Here is a 15,024-nt window from a genome sequence, read left to right as displayed (position 1 = left end):
AGTTTATAAATAAAACTTAAATAAAATCCACAAGGAGTACATCATGGGAACGAGAAAGGAACACGACTTTATTGGCGAGTTAGAAATTTCTGACGAGGTTTATTATGGGGTGCAAACTTTTAGAGCACTAGAAAACTTTCATATGAGCGGCAGAAGATTACAAGATTATCCTTATTTTGTAAAAGCTTTTGCTCAAGTTAAAAAAGCAGCTGCTCTTGCTAACAAAGAAGTTGGAGTTCTTGATTCAGATAAAGCCGATGCTATCGCTAAAGCTTGCGATAGATTAATTGCTGGTGAATTTTTAGATCAATTCGTAGTAGATATGATTCAAGGTGGTGCTGGTACTAGTACAAATATGAATACTAATGAGGTTATCACTAACATTGCTCTTGAAAGCATGGGACACAAAAAAGGTGAATACCAATATCTACATCCAAATGATCATACAAACCTAGGTCAATCTACAAATGATACTTATCCAAGTTCAATCAAAGTAGCAACTTATGCAAAACTTACTGACCTTTTAAAAGCTATGGAACTTTTAAAAACCGAATTAGAAGTTAAAGCTAAAGAATACAAAGATATCATTAAAATGGGTAGAACAGAACTTGAAGATGCAGTTCCTACAACTTTAGGAAATACCTTCAATGCTTTTGCTAGCTATATTAAAAGTGATATAGAAAAAATCACTACAGCACGTGAATCAATGAGTTATTTAAACCTTGGTGCAACAGCTATTGGTACAGGAATTAACTGCCACCCTGATTACAAATTTGTGGTTGAGAGAAAATTAAAAGAAATTACTGGTGTTGAATTTAAACCAGCTGAGAACTTCATTGCTGCTACTCAAGATACTGCTGATTTTGTACATGTAAGTGGCGCATTAAAAACTGCAGCTGTAAGACTATCTAAAATTGCAAACGACTTAAGATTAATGAATTCAGGTCCAAGATGTGGTTTGGGTGAGATTAATCTACCAAAAATGCAACCAGGCAGCTCTATCATGCCAGGTAAAGTAAATCCAGTAATTTGTGAAGCAGTAGGTGAAGCTTGCTATGAAGTTATAGGTAATGATGTTGCTATCATGCTTTGCTCTGAAAGAGGAGAATTTGAACTTAATGCATTTGAGCCAGGTATTGCTTATGGATTATTTAATTCTATAGTTTTACTTGAAAATGCAATGAAATCTCTAGCTGAAAAAGCCGTAAGAGGTTTAACAGCAAATCCTGAAGCATGCAAACAATCTGTACTTAATTCAATCGGTATTGTTACAGCATTTAACCCTGTTTTAGGATATGAAAAATCTGCAAGTATTGCTAAAGAAGCTTTAGAAACCGGTAAAGCAGTTGGCGATATTTGTCTTGAAAGAGGATATCTTCCAAAAGAAGAAATTGAAAGAATTTTAACACCAGAAAATATGTTAAATCCTCACATGACAGAAAAAAGAAAAGCTTAATAATTTAGGAGTTTAATCATGGATATTATGATTATTTTACAACTTGTTGTCTTTCTTGGGGCAATATTCATAGGTATCCGCCTTGGTGGCATAGCAATAGGTTATGCTGGAGGTTTGGGTGTGGTTATTTTAGGTCTTGTTTTAGGCATGAAGCCAGGTAATATTCCTTGGGATGTTATCTTAATCATTGCTGCAGCTATTGCAGCGATTTCTGCAATGCAACAAGCAGGTGGTTTGGATTATATGGTAAAAGTCACTGAAAGAATTTTACGTAAACATCCAAGATTTATCAATTACCTTGCACCAGCTTGCGGTTGGTTACTTACTATTTTAGCAGGTACTGGCAATGCAGTGTTTTCACTCATGCCTGTTGTTATTGATGTTGCAAAATCTCAAAACATCAAACCATCAGCTCCACTTTCACTAATGGTTGTTGCTTCACAAATTGGTATTACAGCTTCTCCAGTTAGTGCTGCTGTTGTTTATATGACAGGTGTGCTAGAACCACTTGGTTGGAACTATCCTGCATTAATTGGTATTTGGATTGTAACTACTTTTGCTGCTTGTATGATTACAGCTTTCATTGTAAGTTTAATCACCCCAATGGATCTTAGCAAAGACCCTGTATATCAAGAACGCCTAAAAGCTGGTCTTGTAAAAAGTGCTTCTGATGTTTTACAAAGCGAAGACAAACCAGGCGCAAAACTTTCAGTCGCAATCTTTTTAATTACAGTATTGTGTGTTGTTCTTTATGCTACGGCAATTTCTAACAATATCAAATGGATTGATCCAGTAGTTATCCCAAGAGATGCTGCAATTATGAGTTTCTTGTTAACTGCTGCAACTTTAATTACATTCTTATGTAAAGTTGAACCTGCAAAAATTTTAGATACCAGCGTATTCAAATCAGGCATGACGGCTTGCGTTTGCGTTTTTGGTGTTGCTTGGCTTGGAAATACTTTCGTTGCAGGTCATGAAGCAGGTATTAAAGAAGTGGCAGGAGAATGGGTTAAACAAACTCCAGCTATGCTTGCAGTTGCTTTCTTCTTTGCTAGCATGCTCTTATATTCTCAAGCAGCTACCGCAAAAGCTATTGTTCCAGTTATTGTTGCTGCATTAGGAATTTCAGCTACAAATCCTGCAGATTCTTATATGCTAGTTGCTTGTTTTGCTGCTGTTTCAGCACTTTTTGTTCTTCCAACTTACCCTATTTTATTAGGCGCAGTTCAAATGGACGATACAGGCACAACAAGAATTGGCAAATTCATTTTCAACCACGCATTCTTTATTCCTGGTGTATTAGCTATAGCTATAGCTGTTGCTTTAGGTTTCTTAGCAGTAGGAATGCTTTAATATTCTAACTTTCCACTTAAATGTGGAAAGTTCTCTTTTTACTTGTTAACTAATTTTATGTAGAATATTTTTAATTTTAAAGAATCAAAATGACAAAATTAACTTTAGATAGAAAAAATATAAGAATTTTATTTATAGGTTATATTCTAGTAGCACTTTTTGGCACTTTTATCCTTATGCTTCCTATTATGCATACTAAACCCATATCTTTTTTAGATGCATTTTTTACTAGTGCCTCAGCTGTAAGTATGACAGGACTTATTGTATTAAACACTTCGCTAGATTTTAGCTTTTATGGACAACTTGTTATTTTATTACTTATTCAAATAGGCGGTTTAGGCTACATGAGTATAGCCATGGCTTTATATATTTTAGTACGCAAAAAAATGAGCTTTGGAGAAAAAAATCTTTTAAGAGAATCCTTGATTTATCCTAGTGCTGATGGACTTGTAGGATTTTTAAAAAAAGTTTTATTTTTTGTATTTGCCATTGAACTTCTAGGTGCAGTATTGTTATTTTTAAGATTTAAGCTCGATATGAATTTAAGCGAAGCTCTATGGGCTAGTATTTTTCACGCCATTTCTGCATTTAATAATGCCGGATTTAGTATATTTGAAAGCGGTCTAATGCCTTATAAAGATGATTTTTGGATTAATTTCATTATTACTTCTTTGATCATCATTGGAGGTTTGGGATATTTTGTATTGCTAGAATTATATTTTTTTTCTAAAAAGCGTTTTGCAAGCTTAAGTTTACATACAAAACTTGTTTTGATTTCTACTGTTATATTGATTATATTTGCTAGCTTAATAGTTTTTTTATTTGAATATCATAATCCAAAAAGCATAGGTGAATTTTCTCTCTTTGATAAAATTATGAGTGCTTATTTTACAGCAGTAAATTATCGAACAGCAGGGTTTAATACTCTCGATCTTAGCACTTTTAAAGATGCAAGTTTGTTTTTTGGATCTTTATTTATGATTATAGGTGGTGCACCTGGCGGGACTGCTGGGGGTATTAAAGTGACCACTGTTGCTGTATTATTAATCTATGCATATTGGAGCATCAAAGACACTAGTGCAAGAATTTTTAACTTTGAAATTCCTGCAGAAACCATTAATAAAGCTTTTATTATAGTAGTAAGTTCTATTGTATATATCATCGCTTGTGTATTAATTTTATCCTTAATTGAAGATGATAAAAGCTTTTTGCCATTGTTATTTGAAACAAGCTCAGCTTTTGCTACAGTAGGGGTTTCAGTAGGAGATGGTGGAACCTTATCGCTTAGTGCGCTTTTTAATTCTGAAAGTAAATTAATTATCATTCTACTTATGCTTAGCGGTAGAGTGGGAGTGCTTGCATTTTTATTTAGCATATTTTTCAAAGAAAAAGAAAAATATTTAAATTATCCAAAAGGAAAAATTATATTATGAAAAAAGAAATTTATGGTATTATAGGACTTGGAAAATTTGGCTCAGTTTTAGCAAAAGAGCTTATTGATCAAGGTAAAAGAGTTATTGTCTCAGATATTGATGAAGAAGCGGTTAAGGAATTACAAGATCGTGCGGATTTTGCTTATATTTTAGATTCTACACACACCATAGCTTTAAAAGAAGCAGGTTATGCAAATGCTGATGTTGTCATACTTAGTATAGGTGAAAATTTAGAATCAAGTATACTTACTTTCATGGCTTTAAAAGAAATTGGAGTAAAAAATATCATCGCCAAAGCAAATTCTTCTACACATGGGCAAATTCTTTCAAAACTTGGGGTTAATAAAGTTATCTACCCTGAAAAAGAATCTGCAAAGCGTTTGGCTAAGATTCTTATCACTAATCCAAATTTTGAAATCATAGATCTTTCAGCTAATACCATCAAAGTGGCAAAAGTTTTAATAGATGAGAATTTGGCTGGAAAAACTTTACAGTCTATTGGACAAAATTTAAAAGTTATTGCACACAAACAACACGATGCTTGGAGTATTATGCCAAATTTGGAAACCACTGCCTACTTAAATGATATACTAATGTTACTTGGTACTCAAGAAGAATTAAATCAGTATGAATATTGATGGTGTCAAGGGGGAGACTTGAACTCCCGACCTCCGGCTTATGAGACCAGCGCTCTAACCAGCTGAGCTACCCTGACATAAATAAAGGAGTTAAAATTATACTTTATTTTGCTTAACATTTCATAAAATACTTATTTTGTAAATTTTTATATATTTTTTAACTTTTTTGTGCTAAAAATATGAAATTATATTAAAAAAAGGATTTTAATGCAAATTAGTTCAAGTTATGGCGGTGCCTTTTATACACAAAATCCTTATCAAAACAAAGACAAAGAACAAACCAAAGAAAATCCACAACAAACAGAAGAAAATAAAAACAATCAAGAAAAAGATGAAAAAACTCAAAAAGTTAATGGTAAAGACTTAAGCAATGAAGAAATAAAACAAATACGAGAGCTTGAAAAAATCGACAGAGAAGTAAGAGCTCATGAAGCAGCTCACCAAGCAGCAGGTGGGGCTTTAGCAGGAGCTGCAAGCTTTGGTTACACAAGAGGCCCTGATAATAAAATGTATGCAATTGAAGGAGAAGTACCTATAAGAATGCAAAAAGGCAATACTCCTGAAGAAACCATAGCCAATGCTATGCAGGTGATTGCTGCTGCTATGGCGCCGGCTGATCCTAGTCCACAAGATTACAAAGTAGCAGCTAATGCTATGCAAATGCAAAATGACGCACGTATGGAACAAGCCAAAATAAAAGCAGAAGAGCTAAAAGCTCAAAACGATAAAAACAAAGACGAACACGAGGAAAAAGCAAATCCAAATTCTAAAGTCATAAAATCATACACACAAAATTCACCACAAGATTACATAGGAAGTCAGTATAACAAAAGTGCATAGTGGCAGAGAGGAAGGGATTCGAACCCTCGGTGAGTTGCCCCACACACGCGTTCCAGGCGTGCTCCTTCGACCACTCGGACACCTCTCTAAAAATGGAAATTATAACTTATTTTTTTAAATTTATACTAAAAAAGGGATTTTATGAAGCTTTTTTACTCTTTTTTTTATCTTTTTATTTTGCTTTTTTTAAACGCTTGTTCAAATCATGCTAATATTAATTTATCTTATGAAAAAGCCTTTATAAACAAACAGTGTGATAAAAACACTCTTGCTTTAAAAAATGCAGATAAAGACACTATATATACAGGGTTAAATTTAGCCTCTTTAGCAAGAGTTTGTAAAGATTATGAAAAAAGTAATACGTTTTTTGATAAAGCTGAAGAAGCCTATAAATATGATGTAGATTTGCAAAATGGACTTCAAAAAGCAACTAAAAATTTCAGTGAAATTTTACTTAATGATACTATTAATGATTATCAAGGTTATTTTTATGAAAGGATTATGCTAAATACTTACAAAGGCTTAAATTATATGAGCTTGGGTGATTTTAAAAACGCAAGGGTAGAGTTTAATCGAGCTTTATATAGACAAGATAGAATGAAAGAATATTTTTATGATTACATACAAAAAGTCCAAGAAGAATACCAAAAAGAACTTCAAAAAGATAAAAAAATATATGCGAGTTTTCAACAAAATTTAAGCCCTATCTATAAACAATATGACAATCTTCTTGGCGCATTTAACGCAAATAAAAACTATACTAATATCTATGCTAGTTATCTTAGTGCTTTATTTTTCTTTTTTGATAAAAATTATATTAAAGCCTATGAACTTTTAAAAGAAGTAGCATTAAGCGATGTGAATAATAAACAACTTCAAAAACAATTTCAAGTATTTGAAAAATTCACTCATTTAAAAGCATCCTTCCCTCGACAAAAATATATTTTTATTATCTATGAAGATGGTTTTAGTGCTACAAAAGAAGAATTTAATTTTACTTTGCCATTTGTTTTTAACGATAATCTTGTAAATATTAGTGTAGCTTTTGCTTATTTAAAATTAAGAAATGCTTCTTATAAATTCTTACAAAGTCAAGATGAAAAAACCCAAAAATTAATTTATTTTGATGATATTATAGCAAGTGAGTTTAAAACTCTTTTACCCTCTATGGTGATGAAAACCTTAGTCTCAAGCGCTCTTAAAACTTCAATTAATTTAGCCATAGCTAATAATGATTCTAGTGGTTTTTTATCATTTATTAGCACTGTTAGCACCACATTAATTAACAAAGCAGATCTTAGAATGTGGCAAGCTTTACCAAAAAGTGCTAGTATTTTAATGCTAAAAAATGAAGGTTTGGTTAAAATTTATGATGATAAAGAAAAAATAATCTTTGAAGATGAATTGGAAAAAGATAAAAATTATATTGTGCTTATAAGATCTTTTATACCACATTCAAATATTATTTATAAAATCAAAGAATAATAAGGAGACAATAATGAAAAAAAGTTTATTTTTTATGGTTTTTACATTTTTAGTTTTCAGTGCTTGCTCTTCACAGCCAAAATACACCGATGGTAAAGCCTCTCAAAAAATTCAAGGAGATGCACTTACTTTGGGACTTGATAGAGAGGATTTTGAAAAAACCGCTGAAGATATGATACAAAGCCTACTTAGCGATCCTGCTTTTGCAAATTTAAACAGTTCTAATAGAAAAGTTATTGCCATAGGAAAAATCATTAATGATACCCCACAAAGAATAGACACAGACAAACTCACTGCAAAAATTACCATAGCATTAAGAAAATCTGGCAAATTTATACTAACAACCGCTATAGCAGCAGGCGGAGCAAAAGATAGCTTATCTCATGATATAAGAGATTTAAGAGACAATGAAGAATTCAATCGAAACTCCATCGCTAAAAAAGGCACACTTTTAGCTCCAAATTTCTCACTCTCAGGTAAAATCAGACAAGATACTGTTAAACTTTACAATGGCAAAATTCAAAGTGAATATTTCTTTCATCTCATTCTTACGGATTTAACTAGTGGTTTGGCCTTTTGGGAAGATGAAAAAACTATCAATAAAATAGGCAAAGGCAAAAGTGTAACATGGTAAAAAAACTACTAATTCTTTTTTTAATCCTTGTTTGTCTTTGTCAAGCACAAAGCGCTTTAAATAAAGAAAGCTATGGCGAGGGTTTTGGAAGTACGAGAAGTGAAGCAATAAAAAATGCTATCAACGAAGCCCTGGGAAAAATGGAAGGTTTAAAACAAGTCAAACTTAAAAAATTTGAATTTAATTTTAATGGAAATTTAAATATAGGCTATGATGAAGAAATTGATTTTGTGAGCAATGGGGTTTTTAATAGCTATGATATTAAATCTTTAACTCAAACAAATCAAAACGAATTTCACGCAAAAGTTGTAATCTATAAAAAACTTTATAGCGAAAAAAATCTTGAGGATAAAAGCTCACTAATTATCATCAATAAAGCTAAAGATGAACTTTCAGCCAAATTTGAACAAGAACTTTTAAGCGTTTTACTCCAAAGTAAAAAATTTAGAATTTTAGATAGATCAAATCTTGATCTTTATAATCAAGAAAAATCTTTGCTTATAAAAAATGCAAGTGATGATGAACTTGTTAAACTTTATAATGTTTTAGGTGCTGATTTTTTACTCATTTTAAATCCCAAAATAGAGCAAATACAAAATGAAATTAGCACTCAAACTTACAACATTAACATTGATTATCGTTTGATAGAATTTGCTACAACTCAAATTAAAGCTTCTAATACCTTAGAATTTAAAATGAGTTCCACAAGCAATTCAAGCAAACAAAAAGCCCTTAGAGGTATTGCCACAAAAATTACCGAAGATATTTTTAAACATTCTAAAGACAATCAAGAAGAAACAGAGCAAGGTTTAGACACGAACTATCAAATCAACAATGAAGGTGGAATTAATTTAGGTTTTTAAAATGCGAAAAGCTTTGGGATATTAATACAAAATTTTGGGATGCACAAATGGGAGATGATTCTAATGTTTTTCATAAATAAAGTTGTGCGTCCTAAAGTTGAAGAATGATTAAACATACAAAATGATGATTATATTTTAGATATTGCTTGTGGAAATGGAAATTTTTCCGCCTATATGCATAAAAAATATAACATCAATGTTTATACTTTTGACTATAGCGATCAAATAATAAAACTAGCAAAGATAAAAAAATTTTTACACAAAATTCATTTTAAACCATAGAGCTAGTGGTGAAACAGCTTCATAATAGATAGACTTTTTAAAAAACCTTTTCAGAATGAGGAAATTCCTGAAATTATAATTGTCCGAGCAAGAAAAGTCAGTTTTTAGCTTGCAAAAACTCACATCTTTTACAAAGCTCTGCTTTTAAAACTCCTTGTTTAAATCCTTCTTTTAGCTGTGTATACAAAGGAGATTTTAAAAGCTCATTAAAATCATCTTCAAAACAATTGCCAAGCTTCATATCTGCTTGAGTATCTAAACAACAAGGCACCAAACTCCCATCGCTTAATATGGCAATTTGTCCATTTAAAGCGTGACAACACCCATTCTCTCTAACAACCTCATCTTTTAAAGAAGGCCATTTAAAAAGCTTAGCTTGGTGTAAAATAATATGCCTTTCTAAGCGATTTTTTGCTTTTTGTCTTTGAATGGAAACCTGAAAAGTCGACTCTAAAAAATGATAAATTTTTTCATTTTCTAAAGGTGGGTTAAAATCACGATCTAAATTCCAAAGTCTTAAATTCACAAAAGAATCTAATCTTTTCTCCAAGTGCAAAAAAATCAAATGCAAAATAGGCTTAAAATATTCCTTTATATCTACTCTACTTTGCGCTAAAAAAGCTCCTAAGGAAATATTAATTTGCCTAATATTTTTTGAATTTAAAAGCAAGATAATTTTTTCTTCATCTAGGTAAAACCCGCTCGTAGTTAACTCAATACACATATCATATTTTAATGCAAGCTCTAAATACTCTTTTAAATTTGTCACCCTTAAAGGATCTCCTAATACATGAAAAGTAAAAAGCTTAGAGCGATGATGTACTCTTTTACAAATTTTTTCAAAATTTTCTAAACTCATGAGTTTACGCTGTGCTTTTTGACTAGGACAAAAATCGCATTTTAATCCACAAATATCGCTTAGTTCTATATAGATTTTTTCAAACTGCATCGACACTCTTTTTATAAATTTCAAAAGCTTTTACAGCAAGCTTTGAAAGCGTTAGCTGCTCTAACTCTTTATCTAAAACTGCCTTAAAACCCTGGTCTTTAAATTGATCATCTTTTAAAAAATACACTCTAGCATTGATTTTGTATTTTGTATAAGTATGTTTAAACTCGCCCAAATAACTTGCATTTTTTTCACCCTTGTATGTTAGAAAATTATACAAGTTAAAATATAATTTTTCTTTACTTTGCTCTAATAAAAAATATTGATTTTTTTGAACTATTAAAATATCTAAAGTGATGTTTTGGTATTGAATTTTTTTGCTTGTATGGAATTTTTCATACTCATTTTTTCCGCTACAAAACTCCTCTAAAGGACAAAGTTTACACTTTACATTTTTAGGCAAACACAGCAAAGCGCCTATATCTAGTAAAGCTTGATTATGTTCAAATGGATTTTTATGGTTTAACAACTCTTTTGCTTTTTGCATTAAAAGTTTAGAGTTTGGATTTTGCAAGCTATAAAATCTACTCAAAACTCTTTTGATATTTGCATCTACAAAAGCTTGAGCTTGCAAAAATCCAAAACAAGCTATAGCGCCTGCTGTATACTCTCCAATGCCAGGAAGAGTTTGTAACTTTTCAACATCTGCTGGTAATTTTGCGCCCCATTTTTGCATACAAATTTTTGCACATTGATACAAATTTCTAGCTCTAGTGTAGTAGCCAAGTCCTTGCCAAGCTTTCAAAACCTCATCTTCACTAGATAATGCAAGAATTTTTAAAGAAGGAAATTGAACTAAAAATTGAAAATAATAATTTTGCAAAACACTTTTCACTTGAGTTTGTTGCAACATAATTTCACTTACATAAACAGCATATGCTATGTCAATATGCTTTAATCTTTCTAAGTCATCTACCTTAGCATACTTTTTATACTGATCATGTAAAATACGCCAAGGCAGATCTTTCCTACCATTTTGATCATACCACTTTAAGATATTTTCGTGAATTTTTTGCATTAAGACTTTCTTTGTTTTTTAAAAATTATACAATCAATTCTTAAAAGCTTTATGTTAAAATTAAAAAAATGTTTTAAAAGGATAAAAAATGAAAAGTTTTTTAAAAGGTTTAGGGCTAGGACTACTTTGCTTGATATTATTTGTTCTAGGAGTAGTTTTTAATACAGAATTTTTAGGTTTAAAAAACCATGATAAACAAAATATAGAATTTTCAAGAAACATCGAAGTATCTAATGAAATTATGCCAAATATCTTTAATGCTACTTTAAATTTTAGCGCAAGTAAAGAACTTAGTGAAAAAACTCTCATTTCTAATGAAGAAAAAAGCTACATCGCTCAAACTTTTAAAGAAATCTCAGATCGTATTGCAAAAGAGCATTATTGCAAGGGCGGAAGCTACACTTTAGAGCCAAGCTACAATTATCATCAGGGTAATAAAACTTTAAATGGATATAGATTATATTCTAACTTCACTTGTCAAATTCCACAAAATAAAAGCAAAGACTATGAAAACCTTGTAAAAGATATAGAAAACATTAGCACTACTAACACACTCATTTCTTTTAACACCAAAGCCTTGAAAGCTGGTTTTGATGAGATGATTTTAGAAACAAATAAAGAAAATTTATACGATCTTGCACTAAAAAAAGCTTTTGAAAAGGCTCAGTATTATTCTAAAAGCCTAGCAAAATCCTGCACAATGAAAAATATACATTTTGACAATGATGGCACCAAATACCGCAGTCCTAATTTATCAGCAAGTGCAGATAGCATTGTGTTGCCTATTGTGCAAAGTGAAAAACAAAGCTTAAAAGCCAATGTGCTTTTTGTTTGTTATTAAATTTCATTTTGGCTTTATTTTGGAATTTTATAATTTCTCGTCATTAAATAAAGGAGAAATAAATGAAAAAAACCATGAAGTTACTAATTGCTAGTTCGCTAATTGCTTCATTTGCTTTTGGCGCTGATTTTTCTAAAAAAAGCAATGAAGAAATTTTAAATCTTGCAAAAAATGTAAGCGCACAAGATCAAGCCGATCTAGTCATAGAAATGAAAAAAAGAATGAATGAGATGAAATACAAAGATGCAAGAAATTTCCAACAACAATTTAGAACCAACTTGCAAGAAAATCTTTCTAAGCTCTCTCCACAAGAAAGAAGCCAAAGAAAGGTTGTAGTCCAAGATGATATGCAAAAACTAACTGATACAATGAGTGGAAAAGAAATAAGAGAACTAAATCTACATTACCATGGCAAAGGTTTGCATAGTTCAACTCACAAAAAACATCATGAGCACAAAACACACCATGAAAACTGCATGATGAGATAAAATGGCGGCAAAAATCTTACTTTTAGAAGATGATTTAAGCTTAAATGAAATTATAAGCGATACTCTAAATGATGAGGGTTTTAAAGTCTCTTGTGTGTATGATGCACAAGAGGCACTTGATAAAGCCCATGAAGAAAATTTTGATCTTTGGATTTTTGATGTTAAAGTCCCTAAAGGCAATGGCTTTAAAGTGTTAAAAGAACTTAGAGAAAGCTCTAAAAATACCCCTGCAATTTTTCTAACCTCTTTATCCATGCTTGATAACGTGAAAGAAGGGTTTTCATCAGGTTGTGATGATTATATTAAAAAGCCTTTTGATATCGATGAGTTGATTATTCGCGTTAAAAATATCATTAAAAGAAATTTTCATCACCAAAAAGAAGATTTAATCACACTTAATCCTGACAAAAACATCTCTTTTGATCTAATCAATAAAACCCTTTATCAAGATAAAAACATCATCAACCTTACCAACAAAGAAAAAGAACTCTTAGCATTACTTTTAAAAAAACGCCCTCATTTTGTAAGCTTAGAAAGCATTTTTGAAGCAATTTGGAATTTAGATGAAGAACCTGTGATCATGAGTCTTAGAGTATATATAAAAAATTTAAGAAAAATTCTCGGTAAAGATCTTATCATCAACCAAAGGAATATCGGATATGCTATTAGGCTAGAAAATGAAAAGTGAAAATTTCAACCATACGATTTTAAAGATTTTAGCACTATACATCATTACAAGCGGTGTATTTTTAACGATTTTTTTCATTACCTTTTATCAAAAGGAAGCTAATTTCATACGGTTAAATCAAATCACCCACTCTTATACTCATTTTAACTATATCTTGCAAAATATCATCGAAGCAAGACACGAAAGAAGCTTTTTAAGCTCGGAAGACTTTGTATATCTTTCCAAAAAACTTAGCACGCAATTTGCCATCATTGCAGAAGATCAAGTCATTTTTAGCAATCTAAGTTTTAGCGCTCTAGATATTTTAAAACAACTGAAAAAAAATAATTATATTTACAATCAAAACCAACGATTATTTATAGATTTTTTAAGAATTCGAAATCTTGACACCTATGTTGATATCAAAAATATTAAAAAACCAAGACACCATTCTCATTTTTTAAAACATAGAAATATTTACATCATTATTGAAACCAATGATCTTGGATTTAAAAAAGAACAATACCGCAAAGACAATTACAACAACCTAGACACCAAAGACTTTGCTAGCGAACTTTGGAAGTTAAAATTAAAAACCATCTTTTATGCACTTATTTGCATTAGTATACTTGCCGCTATCACTTATGTATTGCTTTCATTGGTGTTTAAAAATATCAAAGAACAATTCCAAGCACTTAATGATTTCATTAAAGACACCACACATGAAATCAACACGCCTTTAAGTGTGATTTTAGCAAGTATTAAAAAATTTGATGATACTCATTTAGATCCTAATAACATCAAAAAATTTAATCATATCAAACTAGCAAGTAAAAACCTTAATCATATTTATCAAAACCTCATCGCCTTAAATTTTTTCATTCAAAAAGAAAACACCAAAGAAGATATCAAACTAAAAGAATTAATCGAACAAAGACTAGAGTATTTTGAAAGCTTAATCTCTCAAAAAAATCTAATCATAGAAAAGGAATTATTAGAGCAAAATTTCCATGCCAATAAAGAAGAAATTCAAATTTTATTTGACAATCTCTTAAGTAATGCTATAAAATACACCAATACTCATAAAAAAATTTACATTTCTTTACAGCAAAATATGCTTAGTATTAAAGATGAGGGTCAAGGTATGAATACTAAAGAAATAGCTCAAATTTTTACACGCTATAAACGCTTTAATCAAGATCAAGGCGGTTTTGGTATAGGCTTAAATTTAGTCAAGCAAATTGCAGATAAAAACAATATCAACATAAAAGTAATAAGCAAGGAAAATAAAGGAAGTGAATTTATACTTTCTTGGCAAGGATAAAAATGGAAATTTATTTAGATCAGATCAAAATCGAACCATCATGGAAAGAATTTCTAAAAGATGAATTCTTAAAACCATATTTTTTAGAAATCAAATCTCATTATATTCAAGCATTTCATGCAAAAAAAACCATCTATCCGCCTGCTCATTTAACTTTTAATGCTTTTAACCTTGCCCCATTAAAAGATCTAAAAATCATACTTTTAGGGCAAGATCCTTACCACAATCCAAATCAAGCTATGGGATTAAGCTTTAGCGTGCCAAATGGAGTGAAAATTCCACCTTCTTTGCTTAATATCTACAAAGAATTGCAAGATGATTTAAACATCCCTATGGCAAAGCATGGTGATTTAAGCAAATGGGCAAAACAGGGGGTTTTGCTTTTAAATTCTATCTTAAGTGTAGAAGCTAACAAACCTACCTCGCACGCTCATTTTGGGTGGCAAAAATTTACCGATGCAGTTATATCAAAACTTAGCGATGAAAAAGAAGATTTGATATTTTTACTTTGGGGAAATTATGCTAAAAATAAAAAATCCTTAATCAATACACAAAAACATTATATCTTAGAAGCAGCACACCCTTCTCCATTGGCAAGAAATGCTTTTTTGGGCTGTAAACACTTCTCCCAAAGCAATATCATTTTATCAAAACTTTCTAAAACGCCGATTGATTGGGATTTAAACTCTTGATTTGCTTCATATTCTAAACATATAAAAGCAAATCAAAAAACATCAACTTTTAAGCCCTTAA

Annotated in this window: 16 protein-coding genes and 2 tRNA genes; 14 read left to right on the top strand and 4 right to left on the bottom strand. The window is 30.9% G+C overall.

Annotated elements, in window-relative coordinates; genetic code table 11:
• The first annotated feature begins 43 nt into the window (after window positions 1–43).
• From CSUB8523_RS00725 to CSUB8523_RS00710, 4 genes are all read left to right on the top strand, one after another.
• The gene (locus CSUB8523_RS00725) at window positions 44–1,456 is read left to right on the top strand and encodes an aspartate ammonia-lyase (RefSeq protein WP_039662476.1); all 1,413 of its coding nucleotides are present in this window, start codon (window positions 44–46) and stop codon (window positions 1,454–1,456) included.
• Window positions 1,457–1,474: 18 nt separating this feature from the next.
• On the top strand, window positions 1,475–2,809 hold the full coding sequence (locus tag CSUB8523_RS00720) for an anaerobic C4-dicarboxylate transporter (RefSeq protein WP_043019308.1): 1,335 nt from the start codon (window positions 1,475–1,477) through the stop codon (window positions 2,807–2,809).
• Between the two features lie 89 nt (window positions 2,810–2,898).
• Complete coding sequence (locus CSUB8523_RS00715; protein WP_043019307.1) at window positions 2,899–4,242, top strand: TrkH family potassium uptake protein; 1,344 nt, start codon at window positions 2,899–2,901, stop codon at window positions 4,240–4,242.
• Complete coding sequence (locus CSUB8523_RS00710; RefSeq protein WP_039662472.1) at window positions 4,239–4,880, top strand: potassium channel family protein; 642 nt, start codon at window positions 4,239–4,241, stop codon at window positions 4,878–4,880. Before CSUB8523_RS00715 ends, CSUB8523_RS00710 begins: the two co-directional genes overlap by 4 nt.
• Here CSUB8523_RS00710 and CSUB8523_RS00705 read toward each other — a convergent pair.
• Window positions 4,881–4,957: transfer RNA gene (locus tag CSUB8523_RS00705), tRNA-Met, on the bottom strand.
• Window positions 4,958–5,087: 130 nt separating this feature from the next.
• On the opposite strand from CSUB8523_RS00705, the gene CSUB8523_RS00700 reads away from it, so the two are divergent.
• The gene (locus CSUB8523_RS00700; protein WP_039662470.1) at window positions 5,088–5,720 is read left to right on the top strand and encodes a putative metalloprotease CJM1_0395 family protein; all 633 of its coding nucleotides are present in this window, start codon (window positions 5,088–5,090) and stop codon (window positions 5,718–5,720) included.
• Here CSUB8523_RS00700 and CSUB8523_RS00695 read toward each other — a convergent pair.
• Window positions 5,721–5,808, bottom strand: a tRNA-Ser gene (locus CSUB8523_RS00695).
• A 53-nt stretch (window positions 5,809–5,861) separates the two neighbouring features.
• On the opposite strand from CSUB8523_RS00695, the gene CSUB8523_RS00690 reads away from it, so the two are divergent.
• The 4 genes from CSUB8523_RS00690 to CSUB8523_RS10650 all read left to right on the top strand — a co-directional run bounded on the left by CSUB8523_RS00690 (window position 5,862) and on the right by CSUB8523_RS10650 (window position 8,984).
• Window positions 5,862–7,205, top strand: coding sequence for a COG3014 family protein (locus CSUB8523_RS00690; protein ID WP_043019306.1), 1,344 nt, complete (start codon window positions 5,862–5,864; stop codon window positions 7,203–7,205).
• A gap of 13 nt (window positions 7,206–7,218) precedes the next feature.
• Window positions 7,219–7,839 (top strand): penicillin-binding protein activator LpoB, encoded by a 621-nt coding sequence (gene lpoB / locus CSUB8523_RS00685; protein WP_039662465.1) that lies wholly within the window; start codon window positions 7,219–7,221, stop codon window positions 7,837–7,839.
• Window positions 7,833–8,702 carry a hypothetical protein gene (locus tag CSUB8523_RS00680; RefSeq protein WP_039662463.1) on the top strand — a complete coding sequence of 290 codons (870 nt, stop codon included), beginning with the start codon at window positions 7,833–7,835 and terminating at the stop codon, window positions 8,700–8,702. Before lpoB ends, CSUB8523_RS00680 begins: the two co-directional genes overlap by 7 nt.
• Window positions 8,703–8,816: 114 nt before the next feature.
• Window positions 8,817–8,984 (top strand): class I SAM-dependent methyltransferase, encoded by a 168-nt coding sequence (locus CSUB8523_RS10650; RefSeq protein WP_148308444.1) that lies wholly within the window; start codon window positions 8,817–8,819, stop codon window positions 8,982–8,984.
• Window positions 8,985–9,081: 97 nt separating this feature from the next.
• Here CSUB8523_RS10650 and CSUB8523_RS00675 read toward each other — a convergent pair whose 3' ends face one another.
• On the bottom strand, window positions 9,082–9,933 hold the full coding sequence (locus tag CSUB8523_RS00675) for a radical SAM/SPASM domain-containing protein (RefSeq protein ID WP_043019305.1): 852 nt from the start codon (window positions 9,931–9,933) through the stop codon (window positions 9,082–9,084).
• Window positions 9,923–10,951 (bottom strand): A/G-specific adenine glycosylase, encoded by a 1,029-nt coding sequence (mutY, locus tag CSUB8523_RS00670; protein ID WP_043019304.1) that lies wholly within the window; start codon window positions 10,949–10,951, stop codon window positions 9,923–9,925. The genes CSUB8523_RS00675 and mutY overlap by 11 nt, the downstream gene beginning before the upstream one ends.
• Before the next feature lie 88 nt (window positions 10,952–11,039).
• On the opposite strand from mutY, the gene CSUB8523_RS00665 reads away from it, so the two are divergent.
• The 5 genes from CSUB8523_RS00665 to ung all read left to right on the top strand — a co-directional run bounded on the left by CSUB8523_RS00665 (window position 11,040) and on the right by ung (window position 14,963).
• Window positions 11,040–11,792 (top strand): SIMPL domain-containing protein, encoded by a 753-nt coding sequence (locus CSUB8523_RS00665; RefSeq protein ID WP_043019303.1) that lies wholly within the window; start codon window positions 11,040–11,042, stop codon window positions 11,790–11,792.
• A 62-nt stretch (window positions 11,793–11,854) separates the two neighbouring features.
• On the top strand, window positions 11,855–12,280 hold the full coding sequence (locus CSUB8523_RS00660) for a DUF1104 domain-containing protein (RefSeq protein ID WP_039662452.1): 426 nt from the start codon (window positions 11,855–11,857) through the stop codon (window positions 12,278–12,280).
• Between the two features lies 1 nt (window position 12,281).
• Window positions 12,282–12,968, top strand: coding sequence for a response regulator transcription factor (locus CSUB8523_RS00655; protein ID WP_043019302.1), 687 nt, complete (start codon window positions 12,282–12,284; stop codon window positions 12,966–12,968).
• The gene (locus CSUB8523_RS00650) at window positions 12,958–14,271 is read left to right on the top strand and encodes a sensor histidine kinase (protein WP_052243642.1); all 1,314 of its coding nucleotides are present in this window, start codon (window positions 12,958–12,960) and stop codon (window positions 14,269–14,271) included. Before CSUB8523_RS00655 ends, CSUB8523_RS00650 begins: the two co-directional genes overlap by 11 nt.
• A 2-nt stretch (window positions 14,272–14,273) precedes the next feature.
• Complete coding sequence (gene ung / locus CSUB8523_RS00645) at window positions 14,274–14,963, top strand: uracil-DNA glycosylase (RefSeq protein ID WP_043019301.1); 690 nt, start codon at window positions 14,274–14,276, stop codon at window positions 14,961–14,963.
• Window positions 14,964–15,024: the final 61 nt, after the last annotated feature.

This window comes from Campylobacter subantarcticus LMG 24377 (genome assembly GCF_000816305.1).
GTDB lineage: Bacteria > Campylobacterota > Campylobacteria > Campylobacterales > Campylobacteraceae > Campylobacter_D > Campylobacter_D subantarcticus.
The sequence above is the reverse complement of the archived record's forward strand: the minus strand, read 5'-3'. Positions and strand labels throughout refer to the sequence as shown.

Excerpts from the sequence above, each read along its gene's own strand:
- CSUB8523_RS00700 (WP_039662470.1), top strand. The coding sequence starts at position 5,088 with ATGCAAATTAGTTCAAGTTATGGCGGTGCCTTTTATACACAAAATCCT.
- lpoB (WP_039662465.1), top strand. The coding sequence starts at position 7,219 with ATGAAAAAAAGTTTATTTTTTATGGTTTTTACATTTTTAGTTTTCAGT.
- CSUB8523_RS00725 (WP_039662476.1), top strand. The coding sequence starts at position 44 with ATGGGAACGAGAAAGGAACACGACTTTATTGGCGAGTTAGAAATTTCT.
- CSUB8523_RS00675 (WP_043019305.1), bottom strand. The coding sequence starts at position 9,933 with ATGCAGTTTGAAAAAATCTATATAGAACTAAGCGATATTTGTGGATTA.
- CSUB8523_RS00650 (WP_052243642.1), top strand. The coding sequence starts at position 12,958 with ATGAAAAGTGAAAATTTCAACCATACGATTTTAAAGATTTTAGCACTA.
- CSUB8523_RS00665 (WP_043019303.1), top strand. The coding sequence starts at position 11,040 with ATGAAAAGTTTTTTAAAAGGTTTAGGGCTAGGACTACTTTGCTTGATA.
- CSUB8523_RS00720 (WP_043019308.1), top strand. The coding sequence starts at position 1,475 with ATGGATATTATGATTATTTTACAACTTGTTGTCTTTCTTGGGGCAATA.
- ung (WP_043019301.1), top strand. The coding sequence starts at position 14,274 with ATGGAAATTTATTTAGATCAGATCAAAATCGAACCATCATGGAAAGAA.
- CSUB8523_RS00690 (WP_043019306.1), top strand. The coding sequence starts at position 5,862 with ATGAAGCTTTTTTACTCTTTTTTTTATCTTTTTATTTTGCTTTTTTTA.
- CSUB8523_RS00660 (WP_039662452.1), top strand. The coding sequence starts at position 11,855 with ATGAAAAAAACCATGAAGTTACTAATTGCTAGTTCGCTAATTGCTTCA.
- CSUB8523_RS00680 (WP_039662463.1), top strand. The coding sequence starts at position 7,833 with ATGGTAAAAAAACTACTAATTCTTTTTTTAATCCTTGTTTGTCTTTGT.
- CSUB8523_RS00715 (WP_043019307.1), top strand. The coding sequence starts at position 2,899 with ATGACAAAATTAACTTTAGATAGAAAAAATATAAGAATTTTATTTATA.
- CSUB8523_RS00655 (WP_043019302.1), top strand. The coding sequence starts at position 12,282 with ATGGCGGCAAAAATCTTACTTTTAGAAGATGATTTAAGCTTAAATGAA.
- mutY (WP_043019304.1), bottom strand. The coding sequence starts at position 10,951 with ATGCAAAAAATTCACGAAAATATCTTAAAGTGGTATGATCAAAATGGT.
- CSUB8523_RS00710 (WP_039662472.1), top strand. The coding sequence starts at position 4,239 with ATGAAAAAAGAAATTTATGGTATTATAGGACTTGGAAAATTTGGCTCA.